Origin of the sequence: Saccharicrinis sp. 156, from assembly GCF_050589685.1 — a bacterium.
Taxonomy (GTDB): Bacteria; Bacteroidota; Bacteroidia; order Bacteroidales; family Marinilabiliaceae; genus Saccharicrinis.
Genome location: NZ_JBNGOS010000054.1, coordinates 17,357 through 33,641, shown reverse-complemented (window position 1 = coordinate 33,641; position 16,285 = coordinate 17,357). Strand labels below are relative to the sequence as shown.

Sequence of the window (16,285 nt, the reverse complement as noted above, 5' to 3'; positions counted from 1 at the left end):
CGCTAACGGCCGACGGGAACTCCGGCTGCAGTCCTGCCGTCGATCAAATGAATATCACCGTGGCCAACCAGGTCGTTGCGGATGCCGGAATTAATGCCGCGGTTTGCGAAAACAGCTCATACTCGGTAAGTGACGCCAATGTGGATTACGGCAACGGTACCTATAGCTGGACACACGACGGCAACGGAAGCCTGGCAGATGATGCTACACTGACACCCACGTATACGCCCGATGCCTTAGATGCGGGAAATATTGTAACCTTAACGCTAACGGCCGACGGGAACTCCGGCTGCAGTCCTGCCGTCGATCAAATGAATATCACCGTGGCCAACCAGGTCGTTTCGGATGCAATAGGAGATGTTACCATTTGCGAGAGCGGATCGCATACAGTTTCAGGGGCATCCGTCACCTATGGTATTGGAACTTACAGCTGGAGCCATGACGGCAGCGGAAGCCTGGCAGATGTTGCCACACTGACACCGACCTATACCCCCGATGCATCGGACGCAGGTAATATCGTAACCTTAACGTTAACGGCCGACGGGAACTCCGGCTGCAGTCCTGCCGTCGATCAAATGAATATCACCGTGGCCAACCAGGTGGTTGCGGATGCCGGAAGTAATGCCGCAGTTTGCGAAAACAGCTCATACACGGTAAATGACGCCAATGTGGATTACGGCAACGGAACCTATAGCTGGAGCCACAACGGCAGCGGAAGCCTGGCAGATATTGCCACACTGACACCGACCTATACCCCCGATGCCTTAGACGCGGGAAATACCGTAACCTTAACCCTAACGGCCGACGGGAATGCGGACTGTGCACAGTCCGCCGATCAAATGAATATCACGGTGGCCAACCAGGTGGTTGCGGATGCCGGAAGTAATGCCGCGGTTTGCGAGGGTGGAACATATACGGTGGATGATGCAGACGTGAGCTATGGCAACGGAACTTACAGCTGGAGCCATGACGGCAGCGGAAGCCTGGCCAACGAAACCACACTGACACCCACGTATACGCCCGATGCCTTAGACGCGGGAAATACCGTAACCTTAACGCTAACGGCCGACGGGAATGCGGACTGTGCCCAGTCGGCCGATCAAATGAATATCACCGTGGCCAACCAGGTGGTTGCGGATGCCGGAAGTAATGCCGCGGTTTGCGAAAACAGCTCATACACGGTAAATGATGCAAACGTGAACTACGGCAACGGAACTTACAGCTGGAGCCACGACGGCAGCGGAAGCCTGGCCAACGAAACCACACTGACCCCCACGTATACGCCCGATGCATCGGACGCAGGTAATATCGTAACCTTAACGTTAACGGCCGACGGGAACTCCGGCTGCAGTCCTGCCGTCGATCAAATGAATATCACCGTAACCAACCAGGTCGTTGCGGATGCCGGAGGAGATATCACCCTCTGCGAAAGCAATTCATATACAATTTCAGATGCTGTTGTTAATTATGGAAATGGAGTTTTATTTTGGACGCACAATGGCAACGGAACATTAATAAATGATAATACGATAACACCAACGTATATATCAAGCTCTTTAGATGCCGGGAATACCTTAGTGTTAACCTTGCATGCTTTAGGAGTAGGATCATGCACGCAGGCAGTGGATCAGATAACTATTAATGTTGTTAAAAAGGTTGTGGCTAATGCAGGTATTGATGGGAGTATATGTGTAAATGATTCATATACTATAAACGGCGCATCAATACAAGATGGCGATGGTACATATGTTTGGGCTCATAATGGTAGCGGTAATTTATCAGATGAAAACACACTTACACCCACTTATAATTCGGTGAATGAAGACGCCGGTAAAACGGTAACACTCTCTTTATCAGCAGAAGGGCTTTCTGATTGTATACAGGGGGTCGATCAAGTTGAAATATTCGTCGAACAACAAGTTGTAGTCAATGCTGGGGGAGACGCTACCATTTGCAGCAATGAAAGTTTTACGGTGAGTGAAGCAGTGGTACAAAATGGCAATGGCACTTATACTTGGTCTCATAATGGAACAGGATCTTTAACTGATATTTCTATGCTTACCCCAACATATACTCCAACATCAGCGGACGCTGGGAATATTGTTACCTTAACATTGAGTGCGAATGGTAACGCTAGCTGTGCAGTGTCTGTTGATGAAATGAATATAAATATAGAGAATTATGTAGTCGCTGATGCGGGAGATAACGCTACTATTTGTGAAAATGGATTTTATACGGTGAATGATGCATCAGTAACTAATGGCAATGGATTTTATAACTGGTCCCACAATGGTAATGGAACCATTGAAGATGCAAATACCCTGGTACCAACATATCAACCAGCAGCGGAAGATGCAGGCACAACAGTAACTCTAACATTGACAGCGGAAAGTAATGCCGGATGTGATGTGGTTACAGATCAATTGGATATTACCGTGGCGAAGATGGTTCGGATTAGTATTGGAAGTGATGGACGAACTTGTGAAAGTAGTCCATATACCATTAATGGTGTTGATGTGGAAAATGGAAATGGGAGCTATATCTGGTCGCATGATGGTAGTGGAATTTTAACCGGTGTTAATACTTTAAATCCTGTTTATACGCCAGGAAACCAGGATGCCGCTAAGGATGTTGTACTTAATTTAACCGCGCAAAGTAATTCAGGTTGTGGTGAGGTTAGCGAACAGTATGTTTTAAGCGTTGATGAAAGTGTTTCTGCCAATGCAGGTTCGGATGATGAGATCTGCGGCGATACCTATAACCTGAATGCATCGGATAATGGGTTATGGTCGCTTGTAAATGGGCCGGGAACCGTAACTTTTTCTCCTGGAGCAGATCGCTTTGATGCCCGTACAACCGTTTCTGATGCAGGAGAATATACATTTGAATGGAAAGTGGAAAACGGTGCATGCACAGAATCCGCAGAAGTTACCATCAACTTTAACGAGAAACCTCTAATTGAAATAATTTCAGATAATAACATATGTGGCTTACAAACAGATATTGACGTTCACCAATCGGTAGGCGGTGGATATTGGGTGTTGGAGAATGGACCAGCCGGAGCGAGATTGGGCAAGAATTCGGAATTCTTGAGCAATACCGTTTTAGTTGATGAGCCCGGAATAGTTGAGTTAACCTGGAAAGGAAATTATAATACTTGTTCCGATATTTCATCTGTAACCATTGATTTTAAGGAAATTCCAGAGGTGTATGCCGGAGGAAATATCGATTTGTTTGATTCTGATGAAGTGGTTACAGAAGCGACTCTTAAAGATGGAGAAACAGGCCTTTGGACAATTGTAGATGGATCCGGTATCATTCATGATGAAAATTCACCAACGGCTACCCTAACAGATCTTGAAGAAGGCGAAAATATATTTAAATGGACAGTATACAATGGAGAATGTGAAAATGCGAGTGAAGTTATATTTACGGTAAAAGAGAGTAATTTTCCGAATATAATTACGCCCAACGGAGATTTTAGGAATGATGTTTTTGAGATTGATGGGATCGAAAACATGGGTCCGGTTAAAATGATAGTATTTAACCGGTGGGGACATAAAGTATATGAAAACAACAACTATAACAATGAATGGGATGGTAAAGATATGAATGGCAGGGAACTACAGGAAGATACTTATTATTATTACCTGAATTTTAGTGACAAGAAAGTGATAAAAAGCTATGTACTTATTAAAAGATAACATATTTAAGTGTTTGGTATTAATCGTGTTCTTTTCCATACATTCAGATGGTTTAGCTCAATTGTTTCCCGTATCAAATCAGTATCTGCATAATGCTATTGCAATTAATCCGGCAGAAACGGGTAATGATGGAGCATTAAGTGCCAGTCTTGTGTATTGGAATCAATGGGTAGGTTTTGAAGGAGCCCCTAAAACCCTGACAGCAGCAGTACATGCACCTTTTAATAAAGATAGGATTGGCTTGGGACTGGTGGTTATTTCAGATAGTTACGGAATAGCACAAAGCAATACTATTCGGGGAAACTATGCTTTTAGAACACAATTGGGACGAGGAAACCTTTCTTTTGGTCTATCGGTCAGTGCTCAAATCAACAGTTTTTCAGTGGACGAATTGTATGCAGGGGAGCATGATGATGACATTTTGTATGACTATCCGGAAAACTCAACCAAGCCAAATTTTGGTACCGGTATCTATTATGCTTCAAGGAATTATTTCCTGGGATTAGCAGTTCCTAATCTCTTGTCGAATGGGTGGGAAAGCGATGGAAGCACAAATACGGTTGATACCGAAAACTATTCATATTACGGTTATGGAGGTTTTCAGTTGAAGCTTCACCATCATATAAAATTTGCACCTTCTGCTTTACTAAAATATTATAACGGAAGAGAATTTCAGGTTGATATAACACCTAATTTAATTATAATGGACCGAATTTGGGCCGGTATCAATTATCGATCGGAGGGCATGATGTCTGGTTTGCTCAGGTGCAATGTTGATGATCAATTGAGTTTAGCTTATTCGTATGATTTTGAGTTAGGAGAAAGACAAAAATATACAGGTGCTTCACACGAGCTTATGCTGAAATATGTATTTAAGTATAAGTCGAAAGTGATGAGTCCAAGGTAGAACAAGTAATGAAGAAAGAAATTATAGATAATAATATGGCCATTGGATGGCTGTTCAATATGAGATTGAAAAGAATTCTTGGATGCTTTATGGTATTCTCGATATGTTGCAATATGTGGTGCCAGGAAGCATCCTTTACGGTAAAAAGAGCAAATTTTTCGTCGAATGCATATGATGAGTTTTCGCCATTTTATTATGATGGAGGAATTGTTTTCTGCTCTAACCGTCCCGTAAGTGCCATGGTGGAGGTTGTTCAGGATGACAAAAACATGTTCAACTTATATTATTCAAAAAACAAAAAACAGGATAAATGGTCGATAGGTAAAATATTTTCAGAAGAACTGTTAACAAGATTCAACGATGGACCGGTAAACTTTTCAAATGATGGTAAAACGATATACTTTTCAAGGAACAACGTGGTTGAGGGGAAAAGGAAACAGGTAAATACAGCCAATAATAAAATAGGAATTTTTACGGCCGGGATATCCGACGGGAAATGGGTAAACATAGCTCCGTTCAAATACAATAGTTCTGAATACTCACTTATTTCACCATCCGTGTCGAAAGACGGTAAAACTTTATATTTCAGTTCCGATATGCCGGGGGGAGAGGGCGGCTTTGATATATATTGTTCGCAATGGATAAATGGAGAATGGCAACAACCCGTAAACCTGGGTAATGTTATAAATACTGCTTCCGACGAAACCCATCCCTTTGTAGGTAAATCCGACAAAGTGTTTTTTGCATCGGATGGTCATAAAGGGCTCGGAGGAAAGGACATATTTTATAGCCAAAAAATAACCGGGGCATGGATGCAACCTGTTCATCTGAGTGCAGAGATTAATTCGGAGGCAGATGATTTTGGTTTTTTTACGTCTGATGATTTCCAAACCGGCTATTTTTCGTCTAACAGAAAACGAACCGACGATATTTATTGGTTTCAAAGAAATACGGTCAATTTCAGCAATTGCAGGGAACAAGAGGAAAACAGCTTTTGTTTTCTTTTTTATGATGAAAACGTGGAGGTAAACGATTCAATTTTGAGTGTCTATGAATGGGATTTTGGCGAAGGAAAGAAAAAGATAGGTAAACAGGTTGAGTATTGTTTCCCCGGTCCCGGAAAATATTCTGTGGTGCTAAGGGTATTGGATCATCTTACCGGTGATACCATCAACTTGCCCAAGCCATATGATTTTGAACTGGAGGAAATCAGACAGCCTTATATCAATTCAAATGACGTAGGATTTGCTGGAGATACAATCTGTTTTGATGCCCTTTTAACCAACTTACCCGATATGCAGATAAAAGAATACTTATGGGATTTTGGAGATGGATTTGTGAAATCTGGAGTTATGGCGAACCAAATATTTCACGAAAAGGGTGAGTATCTAGTGAAGTTGGGCCTGCTTGGCCAAACCGACAGTATTGGAAGAACCCCTAAAGTATGCGTATATAAAACAATAAGCATCAACAAAAAAAACAATTATTAATACAACAGAATGAGCTTCAAAACAAAAAAACAAAATAAGAATGTATTTCAGAGGTCAACCATCGTTGCTTTGCTGTTTTTGTGCCAATACCATATTAATGCGCAGTCAGTTCCAAGTATTGAAGAAAATATTCCATTTTTAGTAACCTTCGGCAAAGATTCGGAAAAGTCATGGGGCGATGATGATTTTTGCCAGATTTTTTTTGCACTTATCCCCAAAGATTATTCAGGTTCGGTTTTTATCAGGGTATTTGATCCCGAAACAAGTGGTTTATATGATGAAAATAAAGGTGAGTTTAACACTAAAATCAATTTTACTGTATATGGCGGAGAGGAATGTTGGTCGGATAAAGATGCTCAGGCAACAGATCCTACCGGAAATTATAAAAGCGGCACTTTGTTAAAATCAAAGACATTTGGTAACGCCGAAAGATATGATGGGGAATGGTATACTTTTGGGCCGTTTAGCCCAAACGAAGGAGAATATGTGGAGAAATTCAATGGCTATATGTTTAAGATAATAGCCGAGGGAGTAGCCGGCGATGACGGTAATCTATATCGATATTTTCTAAGCCGCCATAACTCGGAGAATCTTAATATTGAAGGAGGCAATATTTTTACCTACGAATATACTTTTAGGTTGCCTAATGATAACCGGGAGGTATGTCAAATTTATCCCTACATTGACGATGAAACTATTTCAGTGAAGGTTTCTAATTTTGATTGGGACAATGACGGGAAAATAAAAATGGTTTCTGTAGCAAAAAATGGCATTCACTGCGATATTTCGGGTCAGGAAGAATGGAATGTAAGCGAATATGCCATTGTAGAAGAAGAGAAAAATTCGTCTTTGCAACTGCAGTTTGTAAAAGATCATAACACGCTAATTAAAAACAACAATGTAGCCATAGTGGTCCAGAATCAGTATGGTTTTTCTCTACCGTTTTATGTGCTTCCAATTGGCGGGGTTCCCGTTTATCGCCCAAAAATAATGATGAAAGATATTCGAAGATAACTTTCTTGTCCAAAAAAAAAAGGCTTTCCGAAGGAAAGCCTTTTAATATTAATATCTGTAAAAATGCTTAGTTGATTTTTAAATCTTTAACAATCGCATTAATTTTTTTCTCAGCAGTGGCATCAGCACTGTAATATTCTTCGCGGGAAGCCATTTCGCCACGTACTTCAAAGTAGAACTTAATTTTTGGTTCTGTACCGGACGGGCGGACGCTTACTTTTGAACCGTCCTCGGTAAAGAACTGAAGAACATTAGAAGTTGTGGGCAGATCAATTGGGCTGTCTGTTCCGTTTATCTTGTCAAAGGCTTTTAAAACCGCATAATCTTTTACAATAGACACCTTTGACCCTGCCAGTTCAAGCGGAGGATTCTCACGCATATCTTTCATGATTTGCTGAATTTCATCGGCACCAGACTTACCTTTGCGAACAATATAAATCATTTTTTCCTTGGAATAGCCATACTCAAGGTAGATGTTTTGCAGTAGTTCAAATAAAGTGACACCATTGTCCTTAGCCCAAGCGGCAATTTCAGCAAACATGGCACACGAAGCAACGGCATCTTTGTCCCTTACATAGTCACCGGGAAGGAACCCATAGCTTTCTTCACCGCCACAGATATATTTTTTCTCACCTTCAAAGCTCTTGATTTTGTCCGCAATCCATTTGAAACCGGTATACACATCAAAATACTCGATGTTGTTTTTTACGGCTATCTCTTTTAATAGCTCACTGGTGACTATGGTTTTAACGATAAATTCTTTGCCTGTTAAGAGGTTGTTTTCTTTCCATCGCTTAACCATGTACCATGTTAACAACAAGGCTGTTTGGTTACCGTTAAGCAAGATAAACTCTCCCTTTTCGTTTTTGCAGGCAATACCCAAACGGTCGGCATCAGGATCGGATGCCATTACCAGGTCAGCATCAATTTCAGATGCTTTATCTACTGCCATTTGCAATGCGGCAGGTTCCTCCGGATTGGGGGAAACTACGGTTGGGAAATCACCACTGACGACATCTTGCTCAGGAATATTGATGATGTTGGTAAAACCATACTTTTTCAACGCCGCAGGAATCAACTTAACACCTGTTCCGTGTATAGGGGTATAAATAATTTTTAAGTCCTTGTTTCTTTCGATTGCTCCGGTGTCCAGAGAAACCGACTTTACTTTATCCAGGTATTTCTCGTCTATTTCCTCCCCGAGCACTTCAATCAAACTGTCGTTACCTTCAAATTTTATTTCATCAACAGATTTAATCTTTTTTACCTCGTCAATAACGTTGGTGTCATGCGGGGCTATCATCTGTCCGCCATCGTCCCAGTAAGCCTTATATCCGTTGTACTCCTTAGGGTTGTGTGATGCTGTAATGATAATGCCACTCTGGCAACCTAATTCACGGATTACAAATGAAACTTCCGGGGTAGGTCTTAAATCATCAAAAACAAGCGCTTTAATTCCGTTAGCAGAAAGAATTTTTGCGGATATTTCGGTGAATTCTTTACTGTTATTTCTGCAGTCGTGGCCAATACAAACCTTAATCTCATCCAAATCACTGAATTGTTCATTGAGGTAATTGGCTAATCCCTGAGTTGCGGCCCCAACTGTATAAATATTCATTCGGTTGGAACCGGGCCCCATGATACCTCTGAGTCCGCCTGTGCCGAATTCCAGATCTTTATAAAAAGAATCGATTAACTCGGACTTATCTTCGGAATTTAAAAGTGCAGTAATTTGCCTTTTAGTTTCTTCATCGTAATTTCCAGAAAGCCATTGGTTCGCTTTTTCGGTGACCAATGTCAAAACGTCTTGGTTTTCCATCTTTGTTATTGTTTTAAGTTTTTTGTTGCAATTACATTAAGGCATTTTTCAAGGCTAAACCTCCAATATGGAATATTTAACTTATAACTAGTTTTAATTTTGTTTTTATTGAGAACACTGTAAAATGGTCTTGGCGCCGCAGTCGGATATTCTTTTGATTCGATAGGTACTACGTTACAATTGATACCCATCAACTGATGGATGTTAATTGCAAAATCGTACCAACTACAGACACCCTCGTTGCTAAAATGATAAACGCCTGGTATAAACTGCCTGTTTCCCGATTCTACCTGTGTTACAACCTGTAATATGGTTGAAGCCAGGTCAACCGCATATGTAGGCGATCCTATTTGATCCGCAACTACTTTAAGTTCATCTTTTGTCTGGCCCAGCTTTATCATAGTTTTTACAAAGTTATTGCCAAATTCCGAGTAAAGCCAGGATGTTCTGAATATCATGGATTCAGGATGAGTTTCCAAAAGATATTTTTCACCTAACAATTTCGTCTGTCCATAATAGGATTCCGGTACCGCAAAAGATTCCTCTGTATACGGCTTAAATGTGTTGCCATCAAAAACATAATCGGTGGAAACATGGATAACTTTAAAATTATTTTCGTTTGCGGCAATTCCAATGTTTTTCACCGCCTCCGCATTTAACTTTTTCGCCATTACTTGTTCATGTTCCGCCTTATCAACAGCTGTATATGCCGCACAATTTATCAAGTAATCTATTTTTGTGGAAAGGGTGTATTCCTTTAATTGATCGAGGTTGCATATGTCCAAGTCCTCCACATCGGTGAAAAGGATGTCAAGATTCTCAAATTGATCAGCTATTGAACGAATGCTTTGTCCAAGTTGACCGTTTCCTCCGGTTACTAATATTTTAGACATTGAAAAAATGGGTTAAAAATTATATTCTGCTTCGCTGAACATAGGGTGCTGTTGGTCTTTACCCGAAATGATTGCGTCGGAATCCGGGATTTGCCAGTCAATACCCAAAGAGGGATCGTTGTATTTAATACCGCGTTCCGCTTCCTTATGGTACAGGTTGTCGCACTTATAGGAAAACAAAACTTCATTGCTTAACACCGAAAAACCATGGGCAAAACCACGCGGTATCATCAGTTGAAGCCCGTTTTGTTCTGAAAGCTCCAAGCTAAAACTTTTACCGAAGCTAGGAGAGTCTTTTCTAAGATCCACCACTACGTCGATAATTTTCCCCTTAATCACTTGAACCATTTTTGCCTGGGAATAAGGAGCCAACTGATAGTGCAATCCTCTAATTACTCCGTATTGGGAGGATGAAAAATTATCCTGAACAAAGTTGTAATCTATTCCCAGACTTAGAAATCGTTCTTTATTGTACGATTCCAAAAAGAAACCACGCGAATCTTTAAATATTTTTGGTTTGATGATTAGTAAATCCTGAATCTCAGTTTGAATTACTTGCATTGTTTACCTGGTCAACGTTAAAACTACAAAATTAACAATCTATTTGGCAATTCGCTTTAGGTAGGCGCCATATTCGTTTTTTTCCAAGGGTTTTGCAAGTTTAAGTAACTGTTCTTTACCGATATATCCCATGTTAAAGGCTATTTCTTCTATACAGGCCACCATTAACCCCTGACGGTGCTCTATGGTAGCAATAAAGTTTGAGGCTTCCAGCATACTGTCATGTGTTCCGGTATCCAGCCAAGCCATACCACGTCCCATCAATTCAACGCGAAGGTTGTTTTCGTTAAGATATAGCTTGTTCAAATCGGTAATTTCCAATTCCCCCCTTGCGGAAGGTTGCAGGTTTTTGGCTTTTTCTACCACGGAATTATCATAGAAATAAAGTCCGGTTACTGCATAATTTGATTTGGGTTGCGCAGGTTTCTCTTCCAGGCTTATTACGTTCATTTTTTCATCAAACTCGGCTACGCCATATCGTTCAGGATCTGTAACATAATAGCCGAATACCGTAGCTCCTTCATTCAATTTAACTGTCGTCTTTAATTTGTGCGGTAGTTCAAAACCATAGAAGATATTGTCGCCCAGTATCAAGCAAACGTTGTCGTCCCCAATAAATTCTTCTCCAATAATAAACGCCTGGGCTAATCCGTCTGGGCTAGGTTGTTCTGCATAAGTAAGTTGTAGCCCAAATTGACTTCCGTCTCCAAAAAGCTTTTTATATAGTGGCAAATCATGCGGGGTTGATATAATCAGTATTTCCCTAATTCCGGAAAGCATCAGCACAGATAATGGGTAATAGATCATTGGTTTGTTATAAACCGGAATAATTTGTTTTGAAATACTTTGGGTAATAGGGTATAATCTTGTGCCAGACCCTCCGGCTAAAATGATTCCTTTGTAATTTGCCATGTTAGTTTTTTAGATAAAGTTAAAAATTAAGATGCTATATGTCCTTTAATATTTGATCAAAGTATTCTATGGTTTTTACCAATCCTTCTTTCAATTGAATTTTTGGTTCCCAACCGTTTAACTCTTTTTTTGCAAGGTCAATGTTCGGCTGTCTTTGCGTAGGGTCGTCCGATGGCAACGGCAAAAAGCTTAGTTTGGATGTTGAACCCGTAAGTTGAATGACTTGTTCCGCCAGCTCAAGCATCGTAAACTCATTTGGGTTTCCCACGTTTACCGGGCCAAGAAAATCTTTTCTTGAATTCATCATTCTTATCATTCCCTCCACCAGGTCATCGACATACTGAAAACTTCGGGTTTGTTTGCCATCACCAAATATGGTGATATCTTCCCCTTTTAATGCCTGAACAATAAAATTCGAGACTACACGTCCGTCGTTTGGATTCATGCGCGGACCATAAGTATTAAATATCCTAATGACTTTAATGTCCACTTTGTTTTGAGAGTGGTAATTAAAAAACAGACTTTCCGCGCATCTCTTTCCCTCGTCATAACACGATCGTATTCCTATTGGGTTAACATTTCCCCAATAATCTTCACTTTGAGGGTGTATTTCAGGGTCACCGTAAACCTCAGATGTAGAGGCTTGTAATATTTTCGCCTTTATGCGTTTGGCTAATCCCAACATATTGATAGCACCCATGACCGAGGTCTTAATGGTTTTGATAGAATTAAGCTGGTAATGGATGGGCGAAGCAGGGCAGGCCAGGTTATAAATCTCGTCAACTTCAATAAAAAAAGGGTGGGTTACATCATGGCGTATAAGTTCAAAATAAGGATTGTCCATGAGGTGAAGAATATTTGTTTTGCTTCCCGTGAAGTAGTTGTCGAGACAAATTACCTCATTTCCTTCGTTTAATAGGCGTTCGCACAAATGCGATCCAATAAAACCGGCACCCCCGGTTACTAATATCCTTTTCATTAATCTGTTTTTACTGAATGTTGACTGATATAAAGCAAACAGGCCAATCATTATAAAAATATAATGACAGGCCTTTTATAATATTTTAGGCTGACCAAATTAGGGATGCATGGCAGCTCTTCCTATACTGTAATAAGAAAATCCATTTTCTAAAACTTCGGCAGGGTCGTAAATGTTTCTGCCATCAAATATAACCTTGTTTTTAAGGAGTTTTTCGATCACCTTAAAGTTGGGTATTCGGAACTCCGACCATTCGGTAATAACAATCAAAGCATCCGCATCTATTAACACATCGTAAGGATCGGCGCCATATTCTATTTTATCACCTAAAATACGCTTGGCTTCATCGATGGCAACCGGATCGTATGCCTTCACTTTTGCACCCAATTTAATAAGTTCATCAATGACAACCAAAGAAGGGGCTTCTCGCATATCATCGGTCTTTGGTTTAAAGGAGAGTCCCCATAAGGCAAATGTCATATTGTTGAGGTTTACACCAAACTGTTCTTTTATTTTTTCAACAAGAACATGTTTTTGGTTGTTGTTCACCTCCTCAACGGCTTCTAACAAACGCAATCGGTACCCATTTAAATCAGCTGTTTTAATCACGGCTTTTACATCCTTGGGAAAACAAGAACCTCCATAACCTGCACCTGCATAAATAAATTTGTTGCCAATACGTCCGTCCGAACCTATACCTTTTCTTACAGAAGTAATATCAGCCCCTACAATTTCACATAAGTTAGCCATATCGTTCATGAAGCTAATTTTTGTGGCCAACATCGCATTGGCTGCATATTTGGTCATTTCCGATGAAGGAATGTCCATAAAAATAATTGGGTGACCGTTCAACAAAAACGGCTTGTAAAGTCTGCTCATCACTTTTTGAGCTTTTTCGGATTCCGTTCCGACAATAATTCGGTCGGGCTTAAGGAAATCTTGTATTGCGTTACCTTCTTTTAAAAATTCAGGGTTGGAAGCCACATCAAAATCAACTTCAACACCTCTTTTCTCTATTTCGTCGGTAATAGCAGCCTTAACTTTCTTTGCGGTTCCAATAGGTACAGTGCTTTTAGTTACCACCACCATGTAATGGTTAATATGCTTGCCTATTTGTCTGGCTACTTCAAGTACATATTTTAAGTCAGCGCTTCCATCTTCATCCGGAGGTGTGCCAACTGCAATAAATATTACATCAGCCTGTTCCAATGAATCCTTTAGACTTGTTGAGAAAAACAATCTTCCCTTTTCAACATTATTACGAACCATGGTTTCCAATCCAGGCTCGTATATTGGAATTACTCCTTTTTTTAGGTTTTCAATTTTTTTTTCGTCGATATCAACACATGTAACGTTGATACCTACATCAGCAAAACAAGTTCCGGAAACTAATCCAACATATCCGGTTCCTACAATAGAGATTTTCATTATTCAAAATTTTATTTTTAAATACAGCGGGTTCTTACTGAAATATCGCAAATAATTATATTCCCAATGCTGCATTCTGTCAAGTATGGTATTGATAATATTGGTAAGTTCAAATAAACCAATTATGTAGACCTATTTAAAATTGCAACATTTTACATTTTGTTATCTAATCGAATTCAAATGTAAAGAAAATTAACAATTATCAAATAAAGCCACATTTATATTCTTAAAATGTAGTTGTTTTTTTTGTTTTTATAGAAAGCTGTCCCTGAAAATAATTAAGGGCATTTTATGGGCATTTGTAAGGAGGCCATTGACACTTACTCAAAGATGTTTTATATTACATGCATTAGGTTATTATAAACGTATGCCGACTGAACTGAACAAGCCAACATCCTATATGGTATGGCTTGCTAAGTTAGGGTTATTTACCCCTTGCTATGTTGGTTGTGATATTTTATAAACCACTAAGACCAATAGCTTGTAATACAATGTTTAATCTTTTAACTCCATTTATATGGCCCATCAAGTAAAAAATAAGTTTAGACCATTTTTATATGTAACTATTATTCTTCTGATGACTTCTTGTTATTCTATACGCTTTAGAACTACGCAAGGTGTCCCGGAGCCGGATCCTAACAATGATTGCGAGTGTTACTACAGGAATATGAAAGTTCATGAATTGGATACCGTTATCACCATTGGTGCCATGGATAAGGATTTCACCATGTTGCTCAAGAACTGCAAATCAGGTAGTATTGCCATTGTGGAATGCAGAAATACTTTTGGCGGGGTACTACTCAGCGGAATCACTTTGGGAAAAAAAAGGAAGGTGAAGATTAAATATGTATGCGATAAAAACTCAAATTAATTCATCATGGCTAAAACTATTCCTTTCAAAAAAACAGAATGGGACACCATTCACAATAACGGTCCCTTCCCCCTAAAACTTTTATATGTAACAGAGCTGGAAGGAGAGGGGATGATTCCGGATAAAATTAATAGATATAATGATGCCGCTGATGAAATTAGACGCTTAATAAAAGAGACTTCTGATGTGGGCCAGGGGTTCAGGGCCTATGGATCCCGCTGGTCGTTGTCGAATGTAGCCCACAATAAAGATCGAATGCATTTTAACGGTTATATGAATTTGCATATCCCAATTTCAGAATCTGATGTCCATTCTGCGAGTCCATATTTACGAGAGAACCTGTTTTTCTTTCAATGCGGAAACACGATCAAGGAACTTTCAAAAACATTGTCAGATCACGGTAAGTCCTTAAAAAGCAGTGGTGCCAGTAACGGACAGACAATAGCCGGCGCTGTTTCTACCGGGGTGCATGGCGCTGCGGTAGATGATGGGGCTGTACAAGATTATGTTGTTGGTTTGAACTTAATCATTGGGCCTAACCCGGAGGATGTTGTTTATATTGAAAGACATACCAAGCCAGCCTTAACCGATGGCTTTGCAAAAAAAATAAAGGCAAGAGTTATTCGAAACGATGGTTTGTTTAAGGCCGCGTTGGTCAGTCTGGGTTCCTTCGGTTTTATTCATGGAATAGTTATAGAGGCAGAGGACAGGTTTTTGTTAAGACGCTACGTAAAAAAGGTAGATAAGAAAGTGGCGCTTCATTTGGCGGACACCATGGATTTTGAACACTCGGAATTCAAGATAGATGGCGAAACGGATGGGAACGGAAAACCATTACGACCATACCATTTTAAAGTTTTTATTAATCCGTATTCCAATGAAAGCCAATATGTGGTAGAAGCGATGTACAAAAAAAACTATCGGATTCCATATCCGGATCCGTTCCCGATTATAAAAACCTCTTTTTATCGTGATTTAATACATCTATTGGTGGGGATATCGGAGAAATGGCCCAATCGGATTCCATATTTTGTTCGTCAACTTCAAAAGTCGGTGCTTCCGCCGGTAGACATGGATGTGACCGGAACATTGGCGGAAATATTTTGGGATGCACCTTACTTGGGACCTGCTTTTGCATGCTCTTTTGGGGTCGATCATACCAATTCGTCTAAAGCATTAAGTGTACTTTCCAAATTGGCCAAAGACGAAGGGCCTATCCCCGGAATGTATGCTATGCGCTTTGTGCGGCAATCGGATGCCACCCTGGCTTGCACCAGATTTCCAATCACCTGCATGATTGAAATTGACGGGGTATTGTGGAAAAAAAGCAGGAAGTTGATGAGTCTGACAGAATTTTCGAGACGTATGATTGAGGTGATGCAAGCAGCAAATATTCCGTTTACCATTCATTGGGGGAAAAATATGGATTGGGGTTTTCCCGATTTGGTGGAGCATATGTACGGTAACAAAGCACAAGAATGGAAAGAGTACAGGAGTGCGCTGTTGTCTGCGGAGATGTCATACGTTTTTTCAAACGACTTTTTGGAAACGACTGAGCTGGCAGGTATCATAGATAATCTGCCCCCGGATTTGATTAATTCCCATTAGTAACAATAGCCAACTGTTTTGCCTAAAAAAAGCAGGATTTTAGGAGTAAGCATAAATATATAATGTACTGTTTTGTCAAAATTTTATCGTATTGGCTGT

12 protein-coding genes are annotated in these 16,285 nt (G+C 40.2%); 6 read left to right on the top strand and 6 right to left on the bottom strand.

Features of this window, described 5'->3' with window-relative positions; all coding sequences use genetic code 11:
• From ACRD64_RS23025 to ACRD64_RS23010, 4 genes are all read left to right on the top strand, one after another.
• Window positions 1–3,704: gliding motility-associated C-terminal domain-containing protein (locus tag ACRD64_RS23025; RefSeq protein WP_430936554.1), on the top strand; the 3,704-nt coding region annotated here is incomplete at its 5' end.
• Window positions 3,685–4,611 (top strand): PorP/SprF family type IX secretion system membrane protein, encoded by a 927-nt coding sequence (locus ACRD64_RS23020; protein ID WP_430936552.1) that lies wholly within the window; start codon window positions 3,685–3,687, stop codon window positions 4,609–4,611. The genes ACRD64_RS23025 and ACRD64_RS23020, both read left to right, overlap by 20 nt.
• Window positions 4,612–4,619: 8 nt before the next feature.
• A complete protein-coding gene (locus tag ACRD64_RS23015) occupies window positions 4,620–6,101 on the top strand; it encodes a PKD domain-containing protein (RefSeq protein WP_430936550.1) in 1,482 nt (493 codons plus the stop codon).
• A gap of 9 nt (window positions 6,102–6,110) precedes the next feature.
• Window positions 6,111–7,115, top strand: a complete 1,005-nt coding sequence (locus tag ACRD64_RS23010) for a hypothetical protein (protein ID WP_430936548.1) — start codon at window positions 6,111–6,113, stop codon at window positions 7,113–7,115.
• Window positions 7,116–7,182: 67 nt separating this feature from the next.
• Here ACRD64_RS23010 and ACRD64_RS23005 read toward each other — a convergent pair whose 3' ends face one another.
• The 6 genes from ACRD64_RS23005 to ACRD64_RS22980 form a co-directional block, all read right to left on the bottom strand.
• Complete coding sequence (locus ACRD64_RS23005; protein ID WP_430936546.1) at window positions 7,183–8,934, bottom strand: phospho-sugar mutase; 1,752 nt, start codon at window positions 8,932–8,934, stop codon at window positions 7,183–7,185.
• A 5-nt stretch (window positions 8,935–8,939) separates the two neighbouring features.
• The gene (rfbD, locus tag ACRD64_RS23000) at window positions 8,940–9,827 is read right to left on the bottom strand and encodes a dTDP-4-dehydrorhamnose reductase (protein WP_430936544.1); all 888 of its coding nucleotides are present in this window, start codon (window positions 9,825–9,827) and stop codon (window positions 8,940–8,942) included.
• 12 nt (window positions 9,828–9,839) lie between these two features.
• Complete coding sequence (gene rfbC, locus ACRD64_RS22995; protein ID WP_430936542.1) at window positions 9,840–10,388, bottom strand: dTDP-4-dehydrorhamnose 3,5-epimerase; 549 nt, start codon at window positions 10,386–10,388, stop codon at window positions 9,840–9,842.
• A gap of 39 nt (window positions 10,389–10,427) precedes the next feature.
• Window positions 10,428–11,300 (bottom strand): glucose-1-phosphate thymidylyltransferase RfbA, encoded by an 873-nt coding sequence (rfbA, locus tag ACRD64_RS22990; protein WP_430936540.1) that lies wholly within the window; start codon window positions 11,298–11,300, stop codon window positions 10,428–10,430.
• Between the two features lie 34 nt (window positions 11,301–11,334).
• A complete protein-coding gene (locus ACRD64_RS22985; RefSeq protein WP_430936538.1) occupies window positions 11,335–12,279 on the bottom strand; it encodes a UDP-glucuronic acid decarboxylase family protein in 945 nt (314 codons plus the stop codon).
• A 99-nt stretch (window positions 12,280–12,378) separates the two neighbouring features.
• Window positions 12,379–13,707, bottom strand: coding sequence for a UDP-glucose dehydrogenase family protein (locus ACRD64_RS22980; protein WP_430936536.1), 1,329 nt, complete (start codon window positions 13,705–13,707; stop codon window positions 12,379–12,381).
• A gap of 517 nt (window positions 13,708–14,224) precedes the next feature.
• Between ACRD64_RS22980 and ACRD64_RS22975 the strand changes: the two genes are divergently transcribed.
• Together ACRD64_RS22975 and ACRD64_RS22970 are read left to right on the top strand one after the other, a co-directional pair.
• Window positions 14,225–14,578, top strand: a complete 354-nt coding sequence (locus ACRD64_RS22975) for a hypothetical protein (RefSeq protein WP_430936534.1) — start codon at window positions 14,225–14,227, stop codon at window positions 14,576–14,578.
• Window positions 14,579–14,584: 6 nt separating this feature from the next.
• Entirely contained in the window at window positions 14,585–16,186 is a 1,602-nt protein-coding gene (locus tag ACRD64_RS22970; protein WP_430936532.1) for a hypothetical protein, read from the top strand.
• Window positions 16,187–16,285: the final 99 nt, after the last annotated feature.